This is a genomic window from Streptomonospora arabica, assembly GCF_039531585.1.
GTDB lineage: Bacteria > Actinomycetota > Actinomycetes > Streptosporangiales > Streptosporangiaceae > Streptomonospora > Streptomonospora halophila.
On sequence record NZ_BAAAQI010000008.1, the window covers coordinates 245565 to 262103 of the forward strand.

The following is a 16539-nucleotide window of genomic DNA, read 5'->3' on the forward strand; positions in this document are numbered from 1 at the left end:
CCTCAGTGCTCGACGCCCACGATGTCCTCGGGGCGCACCGGCGCGCGGGCCAGCGTCCGGCCCGTCGCGTCGCGCACCGCCGCCACGATCGCCGGAGTCGACGACAGCGTCGGCGGCTCGCCCGCGCCGCGCAGCCCGTAGGGTGCGTGCGGATCGGCGTGCTCCAGCACCTCGACGCCCATCGGCGGCGTGTCCAGCACCGTGGGGATGAGGTAGTCGGTGAACGAGGGGTTGCGGATCACCCCGTCGGCGACGTGGACCTCCTCCATCAGCGCCAGCCCCAGCCCCTGGGCCGAGCCGCCGTGGATCTGCCCGAGGAGCTGGCGGGGGTGCATGGCCCGGCCGACGTCCTGGACCGCGTCCAAGGCCACGACCTTCACCAGCCCCAGGTCCACGTCGACGTCGACCACCGCCCGGTGCACGCACATCCCGAACTGCACGTGGGAGTCGCCCTGGCCGGTGGTGGGGTCGAGCATGCGCGTGGGGCGGTGCCGGAACACCCGGGTCTCCTCCACGGCGGCGCCGCCCAGCACGTCGGCCAGCGGCGCCAGCACCCCGCCGTCGGCCGAGACCACCGCGCCGCCCTCCAGCGCCAGGTCGTCGTCGGGGTGGTCGGCACCGGCGAGGCCGCGCTCGCGCACGAGCGAGAACACGCGCCGGCGCACCGCCTCGCAGGCCGCCTTCACGGCGCCGCCGGTGACATAGGACTGGCGCGAGGCCGAGGAGGAGCCGGCCGAGCCCACCGACGTGTCCGCGGGAAGGATCGTGACCCGCTCCACGCCCAGCTCGGTGCGGGCGATCTGGCCCTGCAGCGTCACCAGGCCCTGGCCCACCTCGGCGGCGGCGGTGTGCACCAGCACGGCGGGCTCGCCGCCGACGACCTCCAGGCGCACCCGGGCGGTCGAGTAGTCGTCGAAGGTCTCGGAGAAGCACAGGTTCTTCAGCCCGACCCCGTAGCCGACGCCGCGCACGACGCCCTCGCCGCGGCTCGTGCCGGCCACCCCGCCCGGCAGCGTGCGGGGGTCGGCGGGGTCGGGCAGCGCCTCGCGGGCGACCGGCAGCGCCATGGCGCGGGACCGCGCCAGCATCTCGGCCATGGGCAGCGGCATGTCGATACGCTGGCCGGTCGCGATCCGCGAGCCCTGCGACAGCGCGTTCCTCGTCCGCAGCTCGACCGGGTGCAGCCCCAGCTCGGCGGCGAGCCGGTCCATCTGCGCCTCGTAGCCGAAGCACGCCTGGACCGCGCCGAAGCCCCGCATCGCGCCGCAGGGCGGGTTGTTGGTGTAGACCCCGTAGGCGTCGATCGACGCGTTGGGGATCTCGTAGGGGCCCAGGCCCAGCGACGAGGCCACGCCCACCACCGCGGCGGTGGTCGAGGCGTAGGCGCCGCCGTCCAGCACGATCTCCAGGGTGGCGTAGAGCAGCCGCCCCTCGGCGTCGGCGCCGTGCTCGAACCGCATCGTGGCGGGGTGCCGGTGCACGTGGCCGAAGAACGACTCCTCGCGGTTGTAGACGAACTTGACCGGTCGGCCGGTGCGCAGCGCGAGCATGCACGCGTGGATCTGCATGGACAGGTCCTCGCGGGCGCCGAACGCGCCGCCCACCCCCGCCAGCGTCATCCGCACCCGGTCCGGGTCCAGCCCCAGGCAGGGCGCGATCTGGCCCTGGTCCACGTGCAGCCACTGGGTGGCGATGTAGAGGTCCACCCCGCCGTCGGGGGCCGGTACCGCCAGCCCCGACTCCGGGCCCAGGAACGCCTGGTCCTGCATGCCCACCCGGTAGGTGCCGCGCACCACCGCCGCGGCGCGCGCCCGAAGCTCGGCGGCCCCGGCGCCGTGCGCGAAGGCGCCGGTGCGCACGGGCTGGCGGCGGACGACGTTGCCGCCCGGGTTGTGCTCGGGGTGGGCGCCGACCGCCTCTTCGTGCACCAGCGGGCAGTCGGGGTCGAAGGCGGCGCGCCGGGGGTCGCAGACCGGCTCCAGCACCTCGTACTCCACGCGGACCCGGTCCAGCGCGCGGCGCGCAATCTCGGGATGGTCGGCGGCGGCGATCGCCACCGGCTCGCCCTTGTAGCGCACCTGATCGGCGGCCAGCACCGGCTGGTCGCGCGTCTCCAGCCCGTAGCGCTTCTCACCGGGCACGTCCTCGTGGGTCAGCACGGCGTGCACGCCGGGCACGGCCAGCGCCGCCGAGACGTCGATCGAGCGGATCCGCGCGCGGGGGTGCGGACTGCGCAGCGTCGTGCCCCACAACATGTCCTCCATCCACATGTCGGAGGAGAACGCGAACTCGCCGGCGGCCTTCAGCGTCCCGTCCGGTCGCCGCGGGCTGGCGCCGACACCGTCGCGGGTGCTGCTCTCCAGGCCCGTGCGCGCGGCGCCGGCGGTGCCCGCGCCGGCCCGCGCGGCGGCCGCGCGGCCGCGGGCGGATGCGGTCATCAACGGGCCTCCTCGGCGACGATCCGGCGGTGGGCGCTGCGGCCGGCCGCAGCGGCCGCATCGGCGGAGACGGTGCGCAGCTCGCCGCGGGCGACCACCGACTCCCCGCCCACCAGCAGGTGCTCCAGCGGCGGAGCCGGCGAGAACACCAGCGCCGCGACGGGGTCGTCGATCACGTCGCGGCCGAAGCCGTCCACGCGCCACAGCGCGATGTCGGCGAGCTTGCCGGCCTCCAGCGACCCCAGCTCGGCGGAGCGGCCCAGGCAGCGCGCGCCGCCGAGAGTCGCCATGTGCAGGGCCTGGCGGGCGCTCAGCGCGCGCGGGCCCCCGCGGGCCCGGGCCATGAGCAGGGCCTGGCGCATCTCGCCGGCCAGCCCGGTGAGCTCGCTGGAGGCCGGGCCGTCCACGCCCAGCCCCACGGCGACTCCCGCACCCAGCAGCTCGGGGGTGCGGCAGATGCCCGCGCCCAGGCGCGCGTTGGAGCTGGGGCAGTGCGCGACCCCGGTGCCGGAGGCCGCGACCCGCCCGATCGCGTCGTCGGAGAGGTGGACGCCGTGCGCGAGCCACACGTCCTCACCCAGCCATCCCAGCTTCTCGGCGTAGCCCACCGGCGTGGTACCGAACTCGGCCAGGCACTGCTCCTGCTCATCGGCGGTCTCGGCGAGGTGGGTGTGCAGGCGCACCCCCTTGGCGCGCGCGAGCTCGGCTGCCGCCGACATCAGCTCGCGGCTGACGGTGAACGGCGAGCACGGCGCCACCGCGACCCGCGTCATCGAACCGAAGGACGGGTCGTGGTGGGCGTCGATCGCCGCCTCCGTCGCCGCGATCGCGCCCTCCAGGCTCTCGGTGACGCTGTCGGGCGGCAGCCCGCCCGCCGAACGGCCCCGGTCCATCGACCCGCGCGCCAGGTCCAGCCGGACGCCGACCGCGCGGGCGGCCTCGACCTCGGCGGCCGCCATCGCCTCCGCCTCGCGCGGGAATACGTAGTGGTGGTCGGAGGAGGTGGAGCAGCCCGACAGCGCCAGCCACGCCGCGCCGGCCGTGGTGGTCTCGGAGACGGTCTGGGCGTCCAGGCCGCTCCAGAGGGCGTAGGAGCCGGTCAGCCACTCGAACAGCGTGGAGTCGGCGAACATCCCCTGGGTGGCCCACTGGTAGAGGTGGTGGTGGGTGTTGACCAGGCCGGGCGTCGCCAGCAGGCCGCGCCCGTCGATGCGCCGCGCCCCGGCCGCGGGCGGCGCGGGGCCGGAGGCCACCGCGGTGATCACGCCGTCCTCGGCGACGACGTGGCCGCTCCCGTGCTCGGTGCCCTCGCCCGCCGCGATGTAGGCGCCCTCGATCACCACCGTGCTCATCGCGCACCCCCCGCCGCGGCCGCCTGCGCGCGCTCGGCGGCCGTGCGCACCGCCTCGACGATCGCCTGGTACCCGGTGCACCGGCACAGGTTGCCCGCCAGCGCCTCGCGTATCTCGGCGTCGCCGGGGACCGGGCCGCCCGCGCCCACGGTGCGCCCGATCAGGTCGTCGGCCTGCACCACCAGACCGGGGGTGCAGAACCCGCACTGCACCGCGCCGGCCTCGACGAACGCCTCCTGCACGGTGCCCAGGCGGGACTCGGGGCCCGCGTCCGCGCCCTCGGCCGCGGCGAGGCCTTCCACGGTGCGCACCCGCCGGCCCTGCGCCTGCCCGGCGGCGACCATGCAGGCGCACACCGTCGCACCGTCCAGATAGACCGTGCAGGAGCCGCACTCGCCCTGCTCGCAGGCGTTCTTGCTGCCCGGCAGGCCCAGGCGCTCGCGCAGCACGTACAGCAGGCTCTCGCCGGGCCAGACGTCCTCGGCGGCCACGTCCTCACCGTTCACGGTGAACTCGACCCGCATCAGCGGGCTCCCTTCCGGTAGTCGGCGGCGCACCAGAGCACGGCGCGGCGCGCCATCACCGACAGCGCGTGCCTGCGGTAGGCCGCGCTGCCGCGCACGTCGTCGATGGGCTGGGCGGCCGCCGCCACCAGTTCTCCGAAGTGCCGCGCAGCCGCCTCGGACGGATCGGTTCCGCCCTCCCAGTCGAACTCCGCGGCCAGGAACTCCTCGGCCCGCGGACTGCGCAGCGGCCGCGGCCCGGCCGAGCCGATCCCGGTGCCGGCGCTGCGCGCGGCCGCGTCCAGCACCAGCGAGAAGGAGGCGACCGCGATGACCATGGCGTTGCGCGTGCCGATCTTGCTGAACTGCTGGGGACCCGCGGGGGTCGGCACCAGCACCGCCGAGATCAGCTCGTCGTCCTCGCGCGCGCTGCGGCCCGGCCCGAGGTAGAACTCGCGCGCGGGCACGCGCCGGACGCCGCGCACGGATTCCAGCTCGACCAGGGCGCCGGCGGCCACCAGCGGCGGGTGGCAGTCGCCGGCCGGCGAGGCCGTGCCCAGGTTGCCGCCCACCGAGCCGCGGTTGCGGATCTGCGGCGAGGCGACCGAGCGGGCCGCCCGCGCCAGTGCCGGCGCGCGGGCCGCCAGCCGCTCGACGACCTCGGTGTAGGGCACCCCCGCCCCCAGCCTCAGGTACGGGCCGTCGGGGCCCCACTGCGCCGGTTCGGGCACCCGGCTCAGGTCCAGCAGCGCCCCGGGGCGCCGCCGGTCGAAGTTCAGCTCCACCATCACGTCGGTGCCGCCCATGATCGGCACCGCGTCGGGCCGGCCGCTCTTGGCGGCCAGCGCGTCCTCCCAGGTGGAGGGGGAGATGAACTCCATCGGCGTTCCTCGTCGTCGGCGCGGGGGTGAACGGGGCTCCGGCCCGCCGCTGTCCGGGCGCTCCCTGTCCAGCAGTAGACAGCCGCGCACCCGCCTGCGACCAGCACGCGATGGCACGAAGTGCTCGCGCGGCCACCTTTCGCTCTTCGTTGTTTCCTACAACCGCCGCCGTGGACTAACGTGTCCGCCACGCGGAGCGGGGCGCACTCGGCGGCCGCGCGCGGTCCAGCGGTGCGTGCCGTGCCGAGGCGCGCAGTCGGAGGGGCGAGAAGGAGCGCCGATGCGTATCAGCGATCTGGTCGCCGCCGCGCATCTGCGGCTGCGCTTCCTGACACGGGCCGAGCACGCCGATCGCGAGGTCGGCCGCGTCTACACCACCGACCTGCTCCACCCCGAACGCTATCTCGGCGGCGGCGACCTGGTGCTGACGGGGCTGATGTGGCGCAGCGGCCCCGGCGACAGCGACACCTTCGTGCGCGGTCTGGTCGCCTCCGGCGCCGCGGGCCTGGGCGCCGGCGCCGCCCTGGGCGCCGTACCGGCCGACCTGGTCGACGCCTGCCAACGCCACGGCCTGCCGCTGATCGAGGTCCCCGCCGAGACCTCCTTCGCCGCAGTCGCCGAGGAGGTGCAGCGGGAGCAGACCGGCAGCCTGCTCGCCGGCATGGCCGAGACCCGGCAGCGGCACCGGCGGCTGATGGCCGACCTGGCCGCCGGAGCCGACTTCGGCGGCGTCTTCGCCACCGCCGCCGACCAGGCGGGGCTGGCGTGCCGGGTGGTCTCCAGCACCGGGCGGCCGGTGGCCGGCGTCGGCGCCCGCCCCTCCCGCGGCGAGCGCGAGCGGCTCGCCGCGCAGGCGCTGCGGCGGCCGCACCGCCACACCGCCGACCTCGCCGAACCGGGCGGCCCCGGGCACCGTGTCACCGTGGTGCCGGTGGGCGGGCGCGAGTCCCACCCGCTGGTGGACTGGGTGCTGGCGGTGGAGGGCGGTCCCGACTCCTGGCCCGAGGACGGCGCGGAATCGGTGGAGGAGCTGGCGGCCCTGGCGGGGCTGGCGCGCAGCCTGGGCGAGCAGCGGGCCGCCGACGACGCCCGCCACGTCCAGGGGCTTCCGCGGCTGCTGGCGGCCCAGCGCTTCGACGAGGCCGCCGCCCTGCTGCAGGTCGCCGGGTCCCCGGACGAGGAGGAGCGCGCCCGCGCACGCCACGTGGTGGTCAGCGCCGAGCTGGTGCCCGAGCCCGCGGCCCCCGACCTGGCGCGGCGCGTCCTGGGCGAGCTGGTGGCCGGACTGTCGGCCACGGCGCTGGCCGCCGACGGCGGGGCGATGGCCGTGGTGCCGGTCGCCGCGGAGGAGCCGCCGGCCGACGGCTCCGACGGCTCCGGGGGCGAGATGGGCGACGGCGGCGACGGCGGCGCGCCCCCCGCCTCGGGCGCCGACACGGGCGCGGAGGAGCTCCGCGCCGAGATCGCCCGCCGCTCGGCGGTGCTGGAGGCGGGACTGCGCGACCACCGCCTGGCCGTCGGCGTCAGCACCGCCGTGCCCGGAGTCGCCGCTCTGCGCAGCGCGGCGATGGAGGCCGGCCACGCGCGCCGCCTCGCCGCGCTGCGCGGCGGCCGCGCGGGCGTGGCCGCGGGCACCGAGCTGGACTCCCACGAGCTCCTGCTGGCCTCGGTACCCGAAGAGGTCCGCACCTCCTACCGCGACCGGCTGCTGGGCCCGGTACTGGACTACGACCGCACCCACCGCTCGGACCTGGTGGCCACGCTGGAGCGGTTCCTGTCCTACTCCGGCTCCTGGCAGCGCTGCGCCACGGCCATGCACGTGCACGTCAACACCCTGCGCTACCGCATCGGCCGCGTCGAGGAGCTCACCGGCCGCGACCTCGGCCGCCTTGAGGACCGGGTCGACTTCTACCTCGCCCTGAAGCTGCACCGATAGCTAGGCGGGGGGAGCTCGACCGGCGCCGGGGCGGTGCCGTGCGCCCGCGGCGTCCGCGCGCTCCCTCCGCGCTGTCGCCCGGCTGCACTACGGTCGCCGCATGAGGATTGACGACCTGGCAGCGGGTGGCGAGGTGCGCGGGGCCGACCTCGCCGACCGGGACCTGCGTGCGGACCTGGAGCAGGAGCCGACGGCGCCGCGGGTGTTCGCCGACTGCGATCTGACCCGCGCCGACCTGCGCGGGGCGCACCTGGTCGGCGCGGTGTTCGAGGGCTGCCGGCTGGCCGGTGCGCGGTTCGACGGGGCCGCACTCGACGGTGCCCGGTTCATCGGCGGCGGCGCCGCCGAAGCGCGCTTCACTGGGGCCGAGTGCATCGGCACGGCCTTCGACCGCGTGGACCTGGCCAACACCGAATGGGCGCGCGCCGTGCTGACCGAGGCCGTCTTCACCGCCTGCCGGATGACCGGCGCCGGGCTGAGCGGCCTGCGCGGCATCGGCTGCGCCTTCGCCCGCTGCAACCTGATGCTGGCGCGGCTCAAGGGCGTCTCGCTGCGCGGACAGCGGATCCACGGTGTACGGATGGACGAGGCCGACCTCACGGAGGCCGACCTGCGAGCGACGGTGTGGAGCGAGAGCCGGCTGCGCGGCGCGACGCTCGCCGGCGCGGACTTCGACGGAGCCGACCTGCGCGGCGCCGACCTGGGCGAGATCGACCTGGCAGACGCCGGTGCGCTGCGCGGCGCCACGGTATCGCCGCAGCAGGCGGACATGCTGCTGGCGGGCCTGGGCATCCGGGTCCTGGCGGGCTCCGCCGAGCAGAGCGGCCCGGGCCCCGATTGAGGGCCCCGGGCCGCAAGGCGCGCCGGGGACGGCTCGGCCGGCGGCCCGGTGAGCCTCGGGCAGCCGGCCATCGCGGGGGCGGGAACCGGCGCCGGCGGTCGGCCCGGTGCCCGCTGCTGCCTAGCGGGTGTGGCCCCGGGCCGCGGTCACCGCGAACACGCCGGCCGCCGCGAGCCCGGTGACCAGCATGACCAGCACCATGCTCGCCATCGTGGTCCCGCCGTGCAGCCCGGCCGCCGAGGCGAGGGTGCCGCCGATGGCGAACTGCAGGGTTCCCAGCAGGGCCGAGGCGCTGCCGGCCGAGGACGCCGGCTGGCTGACGATGGCCAGCGTCGTGGCGTTGGGCGAGATGAGGCCGGTGCAGAACATCATCACGAACAGCACGGCCGTCACCGAGACCAGGCCCGACAGCCCGGTCAGGTGCAGCGCCAGCAGCACGGCGACCGAAACGAGGGCGCCCGCAAGCCCCAGCAGCAGCCGCCGGGTGGTGTGCATCCGGCCGATGAGCGCGGCGTTGACCTGGTTGCCCAGGATCATGCCGAGCGTGTTGATCCCGAAGATCAGGCTGAACTGCTGCGGCGTCGCGCCGAACTCCTCCTGGGAGACGAACGAGAACGCCGAGATGTAGGTGAAGGTCATCGCGAAGCTCAGCGCCATGGTCAGCGCGGGGCCGATGAAGCGCGGGTCGACCACGAGGCGGCCGAAGTGCCGCAGCATCTGCTTGGGCTCCTGGCGCACGCGCTGCCCTGTGGGCAGGCTCTCCGGCAGCCCGAAGAAGACCAGGGCGAAGCCGGCGAGACCCGCCGCGCCCAGCACGGCGAAGATCAGCTGCCAGGGCCCGATGAGCAGCAGCTGACCGCCCAGCAGCGGGCCGAGCATCGGCGCCAGCCCGACCAGCAGCACCAGCCGGGAGAAGAACTTGGCGGCGGACTCGCCGTCGAAGGTGTCGCGCACCACGGCGCGCGAGATCACCATGCCGGCCGCGGCCGCCAGCCCTTGGACGAACCGCACCGCGGTGAACACCTCGGCCGACTGCACGACCATGCACAGCAGCGAGGTCGCGGTGAAGGCCGCGATCCCCACGAGCAGCGGCTTGCGGCGGCCCAGCTGGTCGCTGAGCGGGCCGATGACGAGCTGGCCCAGCGCCAGGCCGACCATCACCGCGGTCAGCGTGAGCTGGATCTGGGACTCGGGGGCGTTCAGGTCGTCCGCGATCTGCGGGAACGCGGGCAGGTACAGGTCTGTCGCCAGGGAGCTCGTCGCGGACAGGACTCCCAGGATGAACACGAGCAGGACGACCGACCGCCGGGGGCGGTCGGCACGCTGAGTCGGCGTCTGCGGCGCGGCGTCGGTCCGCGGGCGCACAGCGGTAAGGCTCACTCACACTCCAGCAGGCATGACGAAGGAAGACCGGAAAACGGCGGGATACGGCACCGTGAAGCCGCGGGAGGGCCGGTGCGCGGGAACGGGCCCCATCGCGGGGCACCGTCGCTGCAACACGGGACCCCGTTTGCTAAGTCCCGGTACGCCGTTTATCTGCCCGTGATGTGAATTACGGTGCTGGAACGCCTGCTGTGTCGGGATTCAGGCGGATGTGAGCGGGCGCACGGGGGCCGCGCCGCCCCGGTGGGCTTTGCCGTCCGGCGGCACCGGCGACCGCCGGCTTGCGAATCTTTGGCGATCCGCATGCATGAACCGGGGGTGCGGGGATAGCCGGTCCCCTACACGCGAAAGGAAGAGTCGAGGGCCTCTTCCGCGTGCGGGTGCTCGTCAGCACGGGCACCCGGACCTCGCGGACGGGAGTACGCGCCACGCGGAAACCGTCCCAGGGCCGGCGCCCCGCGGTGTTCGGGGGGAGCCGCGGGCGCCGGCCGGGGAGCGCGTCAGCGCGCTCCAGCCCCGGCGGGCAGCGTGCCCGCTCGCCGGGGCGGCACGGGGGTGAGTTCGGCCGGGGCGCCGGCGGTGACCGTCCGCGGAACCGCCGCCGCGCCCCGGACCGTCCGCACCGGGGGCATCCGCGGCCCGCGAGAACAGGGCTCGCGCAGGCCGCACGGACGACGAGCGCACGCGCCGCGGGGGCGCGCGTGCGCTCGCTCCCGCCCGCCGCCGGTTCCGGTGCGGTCGGCGGCGGGACGGGGCCGCGTGCACGGCGAGGTGCGCAGCCGAGGGCGTGCGGCCCCTGCTGACCCCAGCGGCCGCACGCCGGCGGGGGCCGGGCCGGGAGGAGCGCCCGGCCCCCGAGTGAGGCGGGTGTCAGGCGCCGTCGAGGGCGCCGTCGATCGCCGCCATCAGACTGCCCTGGGCGTCGTCGCCGTCCAGGGACCAGGCCATGATCCCGCCCAGGCCCTGCTCCTTCGCCCAGGCGACCTTCTGCCGCATGGCGGTCGGGTCGTCGAAGGTCCAGAAGGTGGAGCCGTTGTACAACCAGGCCGTTCCGGCCTCGTCGTCGCGGTGCAGGGTGTAGCCGGTCAGGTCCTTGAGGTTCTTGTAGTCGTCGATCCCGCTCTCGAACGGGCCCTGGGCAGCGCCGGAGGAGCTCTGGTGCAGCCCGTCGCCGTCGGGCCCGGCGGGCACGCCGGTCCAGCCGCGGCCGTAGAAGGGCACACCCATCACCAGGTCGGCCGGGTCGGCGCCGCGGTCGATGTAGGCCTGGATGGTCTCCTGCGTGCTGTAGGTGTCGGGCCCGGGGTCGCCGGGGATCGGCGTGAGGTTGGACTGGTGGTTGGTGGTGTCCTCCCAGGCGCCGTGGAAGTCGTAGCCCTGCACGGTGACGAAGTCGAAGTCCTCCATCAGCGCGCCCACCTCGTAGCCGGCCTCGATCTTCTCCGGGTCCGCGGCCATGAAGGAGCTCAGCTCGTACTGGCGGCCGTTCGCGGCCTCCAGCGCGTCGAGCTGGTCGCGGAACTCCTGCACCAGGGCGGTGAAGTTCTGCTTGTCCTCGGGCCGGAAGGTGTTGTCGGGGTGGCCCGCCGAGGCCGGCCACTCCCAGTCGAGGTCGATGCCGTCGAAGAGCCCCGCGGCCGATCCGGTGCCTCCGGCGCCGTCGATGACGGGCAGGTTGCCCCGCAGGTACATGTCCACGCAGGAGCTGACGAGCCGCTCGCGCGACTCGGCGGTCAGCGCGGCGTCGGAGAGGTTCTTCGACCAGGTCCAGCCGCCCAGCGAGATGAGCACCTTGAGGCCGGGATGCTTCTCCTTCAGCTCGCGCAGCTGGTTGAAGTTGCCGCGCAGCGGCTGGTCCCAGGTGTCGGCGTCGCCGTCGACGCTCTCGGCCGCGCCGAAGGAGCGGCCGTAGTCGGCGTAGGCGTCGCCCTCGCCCGGCTGGTTGGCCATGAAGCACTGGCCGTCCGCCGAGACGTTGCCGAAGGCGTAGTTGACGTGGGTCAGCTTCTCGGCCGTGCCGCTGGTGTCGACGTCCTGCACCAGGTAGTCGCGGGCGTAGATGCCCCACTGGGTGAAGTAGCCGACCCTGCGGTCGCCGCCGGGCCCCGGGTCGCCGCCGCCGTCGTCAGGGGAGGTGCGCACGGTGACCGGGTCGCCGGCGGCCGAGCGGTTGCCCGCGGCGTCGTAGGCCCGCACGGAGAACGTGTACTCGGTGTCGGCCGCCAGCCCGCCCACGGTGGCGCTGGTCGCGGTGCCGGTGGTGGAGGCGGCGACCGCGCCGCCGCGCAGCACCTCGTAGCCGGCGACGCCGACGTCGTCGCTCGCCGCGTCCCAGCTCAGGGTGACGCTGTCGGCGGTCTGGGCGCCGGATCGCAGGCCGGCCGGTGCGGAGGGCGCCGCGGTGTCCTCGGAGGGGGAGCCTCCCGAGCACGGTGCGCCGTCGATGGTGCAGGTCGCCGGCTCGGTGGCGGTCGTACCGGCGGAGAAGGAGCCGTTGAACCCGATCCCGTAGCTTCCGCCGGCGGGGACCGGTGCGCCCCAGGAGGGCGGGGTCACGGTGTAGGTGCCGCCGGATTCGGCGACGTCGGCGTTCCACATGCTGCTCACGGCGGTGCCGTCGGGGAGGCTGAACTCGATCGTCCAGTCCTGCAGTGCGGTGTCGCCCTCGTTGATGATGGTGAACTGGCCGCTGTACCCGGTCTCCCAGGTCTGGCCCTCGGTGTAGACGACGGTGACGTCGGCGGCGGCCGCCGCGGGTGCGGCGTACAGCGGGCTCATCGCGAGCGCGGCGGCCAGCGCCATCGCGGCCGCCGGTCTGATTCGGGGGGTCTTCACGTTTGTTCGCTCCTACTTCGCCGAGCGGGGCGGGGGGATAGGCGGGGCCGGGCGTGAGCGGGTCGGGGGCCGCTCGCTCGGCCGGTCGGGGCGGCGGAACGCCGGGTCGGGGCCGGCCGCCGCCGTGCGCGGCGGGGGTGGCGCGGCGGCGGGGGTGCGCGGGCGTTGCCGGTGCAGGAAGAGGGCACGCTCATCGGATTCCGTCCGTACTGCGAGTGGCCTTCGCTTATTTTTTAGGAAACTTAACTATTAGTTGTGGGCGAAGCAATGGGGCGGACGGGATCAGGGTGCGGCGCCGCTCGCCGAGCGTGTTCGGCGGGTGACCGGAACGGCCGGTGAGCTGGTCGGGTGCCGTATTCCGCGGTGCGGCCGGCGCGGTTGGCCGAATCCGGCCGCGGCTGACCCTTGACCGGCGCGACTGATGCGGCAAGCCGCAGGGTCGAGGGGAGGGCAGGCGCGGCGCGCGGAGCCGCGCGGCTCCGCGCGCCGCCCGGGTCTCAGCGCTGCCCGCTGGAGCGGTCGGCGCCCAGATGGTCGCCGAACCAGGCCATCGCCGCACCGGCGACCTGCTCCAGCGCGCCCGGCTCCTCGAAGAGGTGGGTGGCGTCGGGCACCAGGTGCACCTCGTTGAGGACGTGCAGGTTCTCCGACGCGGCGAAGGAGACCCGCACGATCGGCTCGTCGGCGCTGCCCGCGATCATCAGCACCGGTGCGGAGACCTCGGCGAGCCGGTCCTCGGCCAGGTCCACCCGGCCGCCCCGGGAGACCACCGCGCCCACCTGCCGCGGGCGGTCGGCGGCGGTCGCCAGCGCCGCGGCCGCGCCCGTGCTCGCCCCGAACAGGCCCACGTCCAGCCCGGCGGTCCGGGGGTCCTGCGCCAGCCAGTCGGCGGCGGCCGTCAGGCGCCGCGTCAGCAGCCCGATGTCGAAGCGCAGTTGCCGGGTGGCCTGGTCGATGCGGTCCTCGTCCGCGGTCAGCAGGTCGATGAGCAGGGTCGCCAAGCCCGCCTTGTTCAGGGCGTCGGCGACCTCCCTGTTGCGGGGGCTGTGCCGCGAGCTGCCGCTGCCGTGGGCGAAGAGCACCACGCCCGCGGCGTCGGGCACCGTCGTCAGGTCGCCCGTCAGCTCCGCGTCGCCGTCCGCCACTGTGACGGTTTGCACGTTCATGTCGCTGCTCCTCCCCGTCGTCGCCCCGCATCCGCTACCGCCCCGCGGCGGCCCGAAACCCGTCGGGCCCCGCTGCTCCGGGCGCAGGGGGCGGCGCCCTACCGGGGGCCCTCGGCGCCGGGCTCCTCCTCCGGGCTCGCGGGGTCGGGGCGCAGCGGGTCATGCCCCAGCGTCATCAGGTCGTGGCGCCACTGCTCGCCGCGCTCCTCGGCGGGCACCGCGAGCAGCCGGGCGGCGTTGTCCACGACCTCGCGCATGGTGTCGACGTCCTCGGAGGTCAGATCGACCCGGCGCTTGTCCAGGATCGCCACGATGCGCCGGCCGAGCCGGGAGACGTCCATCGACGGCTCGGCGGAGAAGGTGTCGGGCCCTGAGGCGTCGGTCAGCAGCCAGCGGCGCAGCTCTTCGCCGCGCATGTTCACTGTGGCGTGGAACTCGCGCCACAGCTCGGCCGTCTCGGGGTCGAGGCGTTCACGCACCATGTCGGCCTCCTGAGAATGCGGTCTCCGCCGTCGCGCGCGGCGCACGTGTCAACACCCCGCTACCTGCGCCCCCGTGTCCCCAAACACCCCGGGACCGGCAGCGCTCGCCGCCCGCGCCGCTCCGCCCCCGGCGTTTGGCGCGGGCCGATGTCGGTAGCGGTCCGGCGAGGCCCTCCGTCAACGCGACCGAGCCGAAGAGGTGCTCCGACCATGCCGACACAGACGGAAGAGTTCCTGCGCAGCCATCCGCGCGGCACCGGCGACGCCGACGTGGATCTGCTCAAGACCGCCGTGGAAAGGCTCGCCGCATGCGCCCAGTCGTGCACCGCGTGCGCCGACGCCTGCCTGGGGGAGGCGGACGCGGCCGCACTCGTGGGCTGCGTGCGCCTGAACCTCGACTGCGCCGACGTCTGCTCCGCCGCCGAGCGCGTCCTCACCCGGCGCACCGAGCCCGACCCCGAGGTGCACCGCGGGCTGCTGGAGGCGGCGGTCCTCGCCACCGGCGCCTGCGCCCGCGAGTGCGAGCGGCACAGCGAGCGCCACGAGCACTGCCGGCTGTGCGCCGACCGGTGCCGGCTGGCCGAGGACGCCTGCCGGCAGGTCCTGCTGCAGGTTCAGGAGCAGGAGCAGGAGAAGTAGCAGGAGAAGTAGCAGCCGACGCGGGGGCCCGCCGGTCCCCGCGCGACAGCGGAGGGAGGACGCCGATGCCGGCGCGAGAGGAGCTTCCCGACACGTTGCGGCGCTCGCCCCGCGGTGCCCAGGAAACCTGGATCAAGGCCCACGACTCGGCCGTCGACACCTACGGCGAGGGCGAGCGCGCCCACCGCGTCGCCTACGCGGCGCTCAAGCACCAGTACGAGAAGGTGGGCGACCGCTGGAAGCCCAAGGAGAGCAAGGGCCCCTCCGACAAGCAGGCCGCCAACCCCAAGGCGCCCAAGCAGCGCGGCGGAGACAAGCCGACAGCCGGAGGCGTCGACGCCAACGCCAGCAAGGAGCACCTCTACGAGCGCGCGCAGGAGGCCGGCGTCCCGGGGCGCTCGAAGATGAACAAGCGCGAGCTGGTCGACGCGCTGCAGAAGGCCAGTCGCACGCAGACCCGCGAGGCCCGCGACTCCTGACCGGAGGCGCCGCGCCGACCCGCCCGCTCGGGGACGGACCGCCCCCGTGCCCCCGGTGCCGCCGGGGGCACAGGCGTCACCGCGCCCGCGCGCTCGAACGCTCCAGCAGCGTGTGGAGCGCGGCGGCCGCTTCGAGGAGGCGGCGGGACCGGGCGTCGAGGTCGGCCTCGCGCGCCCGCAGCGCGCCGGCGACGCCGTCCCACCCGCGGCGCCGGCGCAGCCGGGGCATCAGGTCCCGGAGGGCCCCGATCCGGTAGCCGGCCCGGCGCAGCTGGTCGACGACCCGAGCGTCCCGCACGTCCGCCGGCGCGTAGGCGCGTCTGCGCCCCTTCGTCCGCTCGGGGGCCAGAAGGCCCTCCGCCTCCCAGTGCCGCAGGGTGGAGGAGCGCACGCCGAGCGCGTCGGCGAGCTCGCCGACGCTCATCGCGTCCGACGGCCGGGCGTCGCCGACCGGCTCCCGGGTGATCTCCGCGGCCGCCCGCTTCGCGGACCGCAGGCCTTCGCGCTCGGCGTGCAGCCGGGCGTGGGCGGAGTCGACGAGCGCGACCAGCGTGGCGGCCGGCGAGCCGAGGGCGGCCCGCATGATCGGCTTCGCTTCGACAGGCCCGACGGCGGCCGCCAGCGCGCGGTAGGCGATCGCGGCCTCCACGTGGTCGGGGCCCAGGACCCGGTAGCCGGACGCGGTGCGCGCGGCGGGAGGCAGCACCCCCGCGTTCTCCAGCACCCGGATCTGCTGCACCGAGCAGCCGGCCCGCCGGGCGACGTCCACCGGCCGCAGAGCGGTTTGCAGGCTTTGCGGACGATGACCGGCGGAAAAAGCGTCGGAAGCCTTCATAAGCACCTCAATGTAACGCTTGAGGACATGGAGATGAACGACATCATCGAACACGTCCGCGCGATGGACGGCGTCCTCGTACTCGAACCGCGGGAGGGGGACGGCACCCCCGAGATCGCCTGGGGCGACGTCTTCTTCTACTACGCACCCGACGGAGCCGTGCCGAGGTCCCAGCCGTTCGCGACCGTGGTGACGAAGGACTACCCCGACGACACCTCCTCCCGGCTCGACCGCCCGGGCGCCTTCCGGGTCAACGTCGCCGCCGGAGCCGACGAGTTCCGCAGGTGGACCGGGCACGGGCCGGAGGAGCCGCCGGCCCCGCAGGCCGCCCCGGGCGCGGACGACGCGGTCGCCGCCCATCCCGTCTACGCCGGCCTGAACTGGCTCGCCGTGGTCAACCCCGGACCGCGGACGGCGGAGGCGGTGAAGGAGCTGCTGGCCGTCGCACACGACCGTGCGCGCGAGCGGTCCCGGCGGCGCGCGCGCAGCGGCGGGGGCGCGCACGAGCGGTAGCGGCCGCGCGCGGCCCGCCCGGCTCCGCGTGCGGACGGCGGGCGAAGCGGCGCCCGCGCCGACTCAGCGCGGCGGCGAGGCGGACGCGGGCGCCGCGGTCGGCCGGTACGGTGCCCGCGGTGCCGGCGCCGCGGCGGCGCCCGCCGCGGGCCGGGCGCGGCCCAGGACCCGATCGGCGGCCGCGGCGGCCGCGGCCACGCCGATGCGCAGCAGTCCGGGAGCGGGCGCGCCGCCGTGGGGATCGCCTGGCTCGCCG

Annotated in this window: 15 protein-coding genes; 5 read left to right on the forward strand and 10 right to left on the reverse strand. The window is 75.5% G+C overall.

What is annotated here, in order from left to right:
* Window positions 1-2: 2 nt before the first annotated feature.
* From ABD284_RS15665 to ABD284_RS15680, 4 genes are read right to left on the reverse strand one after another with little or no spacing between them, the layout of a single operon-like run.
* Window positions 3-2438 carry a molybdopterin cofactor-binding domain-containing protein gene (locus ABD284_RS15665; protein ID WP_344143921.1) on the reverse strand — a complete coding sequence of 812 codons (2436 nt, stop codon included), beginning with the start codon at window positions 2436-2438 and terminating at the stop codon, window positions 3-5.
* On the reverse strand, window positions 2438-3790 hold the full coding sequence (locus tag ABD284_RS15670; RefSeq protein ID WP_344143923.1) for an 8-oxoguanine deaminase: 1353 nt from the start codon (window positions 3788-3790) through the stop codon (window positions 2438-2440). The genes ABD284_RS15665 and ABD284_RS15670 overlap by 1 nt, the downstream gene beginning before the upstream one ends.
* Window positions 3787-4314 (reverse strand): (2Fe-2S)-binding protein, encoded by a 528-nt coding sequence (locus tag ABD284_RS15675; protein WP_344143925.1) that lies wholly within the window; start codon window positions 4312-4314, stop codon window positions 3787-3789. Before ABD284_RS15675 ends, ABD284_RS15670 begins: the two co-directional genes overlap by 4 nt.
* Window positions 4314-5174 (reverse strand): FAD binding domain-containing protein, encoded by an 861-nt coding sequence (locus ABD284_RS15680; protein WP_344143928.1) that lies wholly within the window; start codon window positions 5172-5174, stop codon window positions 4314-4316. Before ABD284_RS15680 ends, ABD284_RS15675 begins: the two co-directional genes overlap by 1 nt.
* A gap of 280 nt (window positions 5175-5454) precedes the next feature.
* On the opposite strand from ABD284_RS15680, the gene ABD284_RS15685 reads away from it, so the two are divergent.
* A complete protein-coding gene (locus ABD284_RS15685) occupies window positions 5455-7110 on the forward strand; it encodes a PucR family transcriptional regulator (RefSeq protein WP_344143930.1) in 1656 nt (551 codons plus the stop codon).
* A 100-nt stretch (window positions 7111-7210) separates the two neighbouring features.
* A complete protein-coding gene (locus tag ABD284_RS15690; RefSeq protein WP_344143933.1) occupies window positions 7211-7951 on the forward strand; it encodes a pentapeptide repeat-containing protein in 741 nt (246 codons plus the stop codon).
* Window positions 7952-8071: 120 nt separating this feature from the next.
* On the opposite strand, the gene ABD284_RS15695 is transcribed toward ABD284_RS15690, so the two are convergent.
* From ABD284_RS15695 to ABD284_RS15710, 4 genes are all read right to left on the reverse strand, one after another.
* Window positions 8072-9331: a multidrug effflux MFS transporter gene (locus ABD284_RS15695; protein WP_386699661.1), complete on the reverse strand. Its 1260-nt coding sequence runs from the start codon at window positions 9329-9331 to the stop codon at window positions 8072-8074.
* 873 nt (window positions 9332-10204) lie between these two features.
* Entirely contained in the window at window positions 10205-12136 is a 1932-nt protein-coding gene (locus tag ABD284_RS15700; RefSeq protein WP_344143969.1) for a glycosyl hydrolase family 18 protein, read from the reverse strand.
* A 530-nt stretch (window positions 12137-12666) separates the two neighbouring features.
* A complete protein-coding gene (locus tag ABD284_RS15705; protein ID WP_344143936.1) occupies window positions 12667-13335 on the reverse strand; it encodes a dienelactone hydrolase family protein in 669 nt (222 codons plus the stop codon).
* A gap of 98 nt (window positions 13336-13433) precedes the next feature.
* The gene (locus ABD284_RS15710) at window positions 13434-13817 is read right to left on the reverse strand and encodes a DUF3140 domain-containing protein (protein ID WP_344143939.1); all 384 of its coding nucleotides are present in this window, start codon (window positions 13815-13817) and stop codon (window positions 13434-13436) included.
* 210 nt (window positions 13818-14027) lie between these two features.
* Between ABD284_RS15710 and ABD284_RS15715 the strand changes: the two genes are divergently transcribed.
* Both ABD284_RS15715 and ABD284_RS15720 read left to right on the forward strand, forming a co-directional pair.
* Window positions 14028-14456, forward strand: coding sequence for a four-helix bundle copper-binding protein (locus ABD284_RS15715; RefSeq protein ID WP_344143941.1), 429 nt, complete (start codon window positions 14028-14030; stop codon window positions 14454-14456).
* Between the two features lie 65 nt (window positions 14457-14521).
* Entirely contained in the window at window positions 14522-14935 is a 414-nt protein-coding gene (locus ABD284_RS15720) for a ChaB family protein (RefSeq protein ID WP_344143944.1), read from the forward strand.
* 76 nt (window positions 14936-15011) lie between these two features.
* Here ABD284_RS15720 and ABD284_RS15725 read toward each other — a convergent pair whose 3' ends face one another.
* The gene (locus ABD284_RS15725) at window positions 15012-15704 is read right to left on the reverse strand and encodes a MerR family transcriptional regulator (protein ID WP_344143946.1); all 693 of its coding nucleotides are present in this window, start codon (window positions 15702-15704) and stop codon (window positions 15012-15014) included.
* Between the two features lie 93 nt (window positions 15705-15797).
* On the opposite strand from ABD284_RS15725, the gene ABD284_RS15730 reads away from it, so the two are divergent.
* Window positions 15798-16283 carry a DUF6194 family protein gene (locus tag ABD284_RS15730; RefSeq protein WP_344143948.1) on the forward strand — a complete coding sequence of 162 codons (486 nt, stop codon included), beginning with the start codon at window positions 15798-15800 and terminating at the stop codon, window positions 16281-16283.
* A gap of 63 nt (window positions 16284-16346) precedes the next feature.
* Here the strand turns inward: ABD284_RS15730 and ABD284_RS15735 are convergent.
* On the reverse strand, window positions 16347-16539 hold a 193-nt coding region (locus tag ABD284_RS15735), incomplete at its 5' end, for a hypothetical protein (RefSeq protein WP_344143950.1).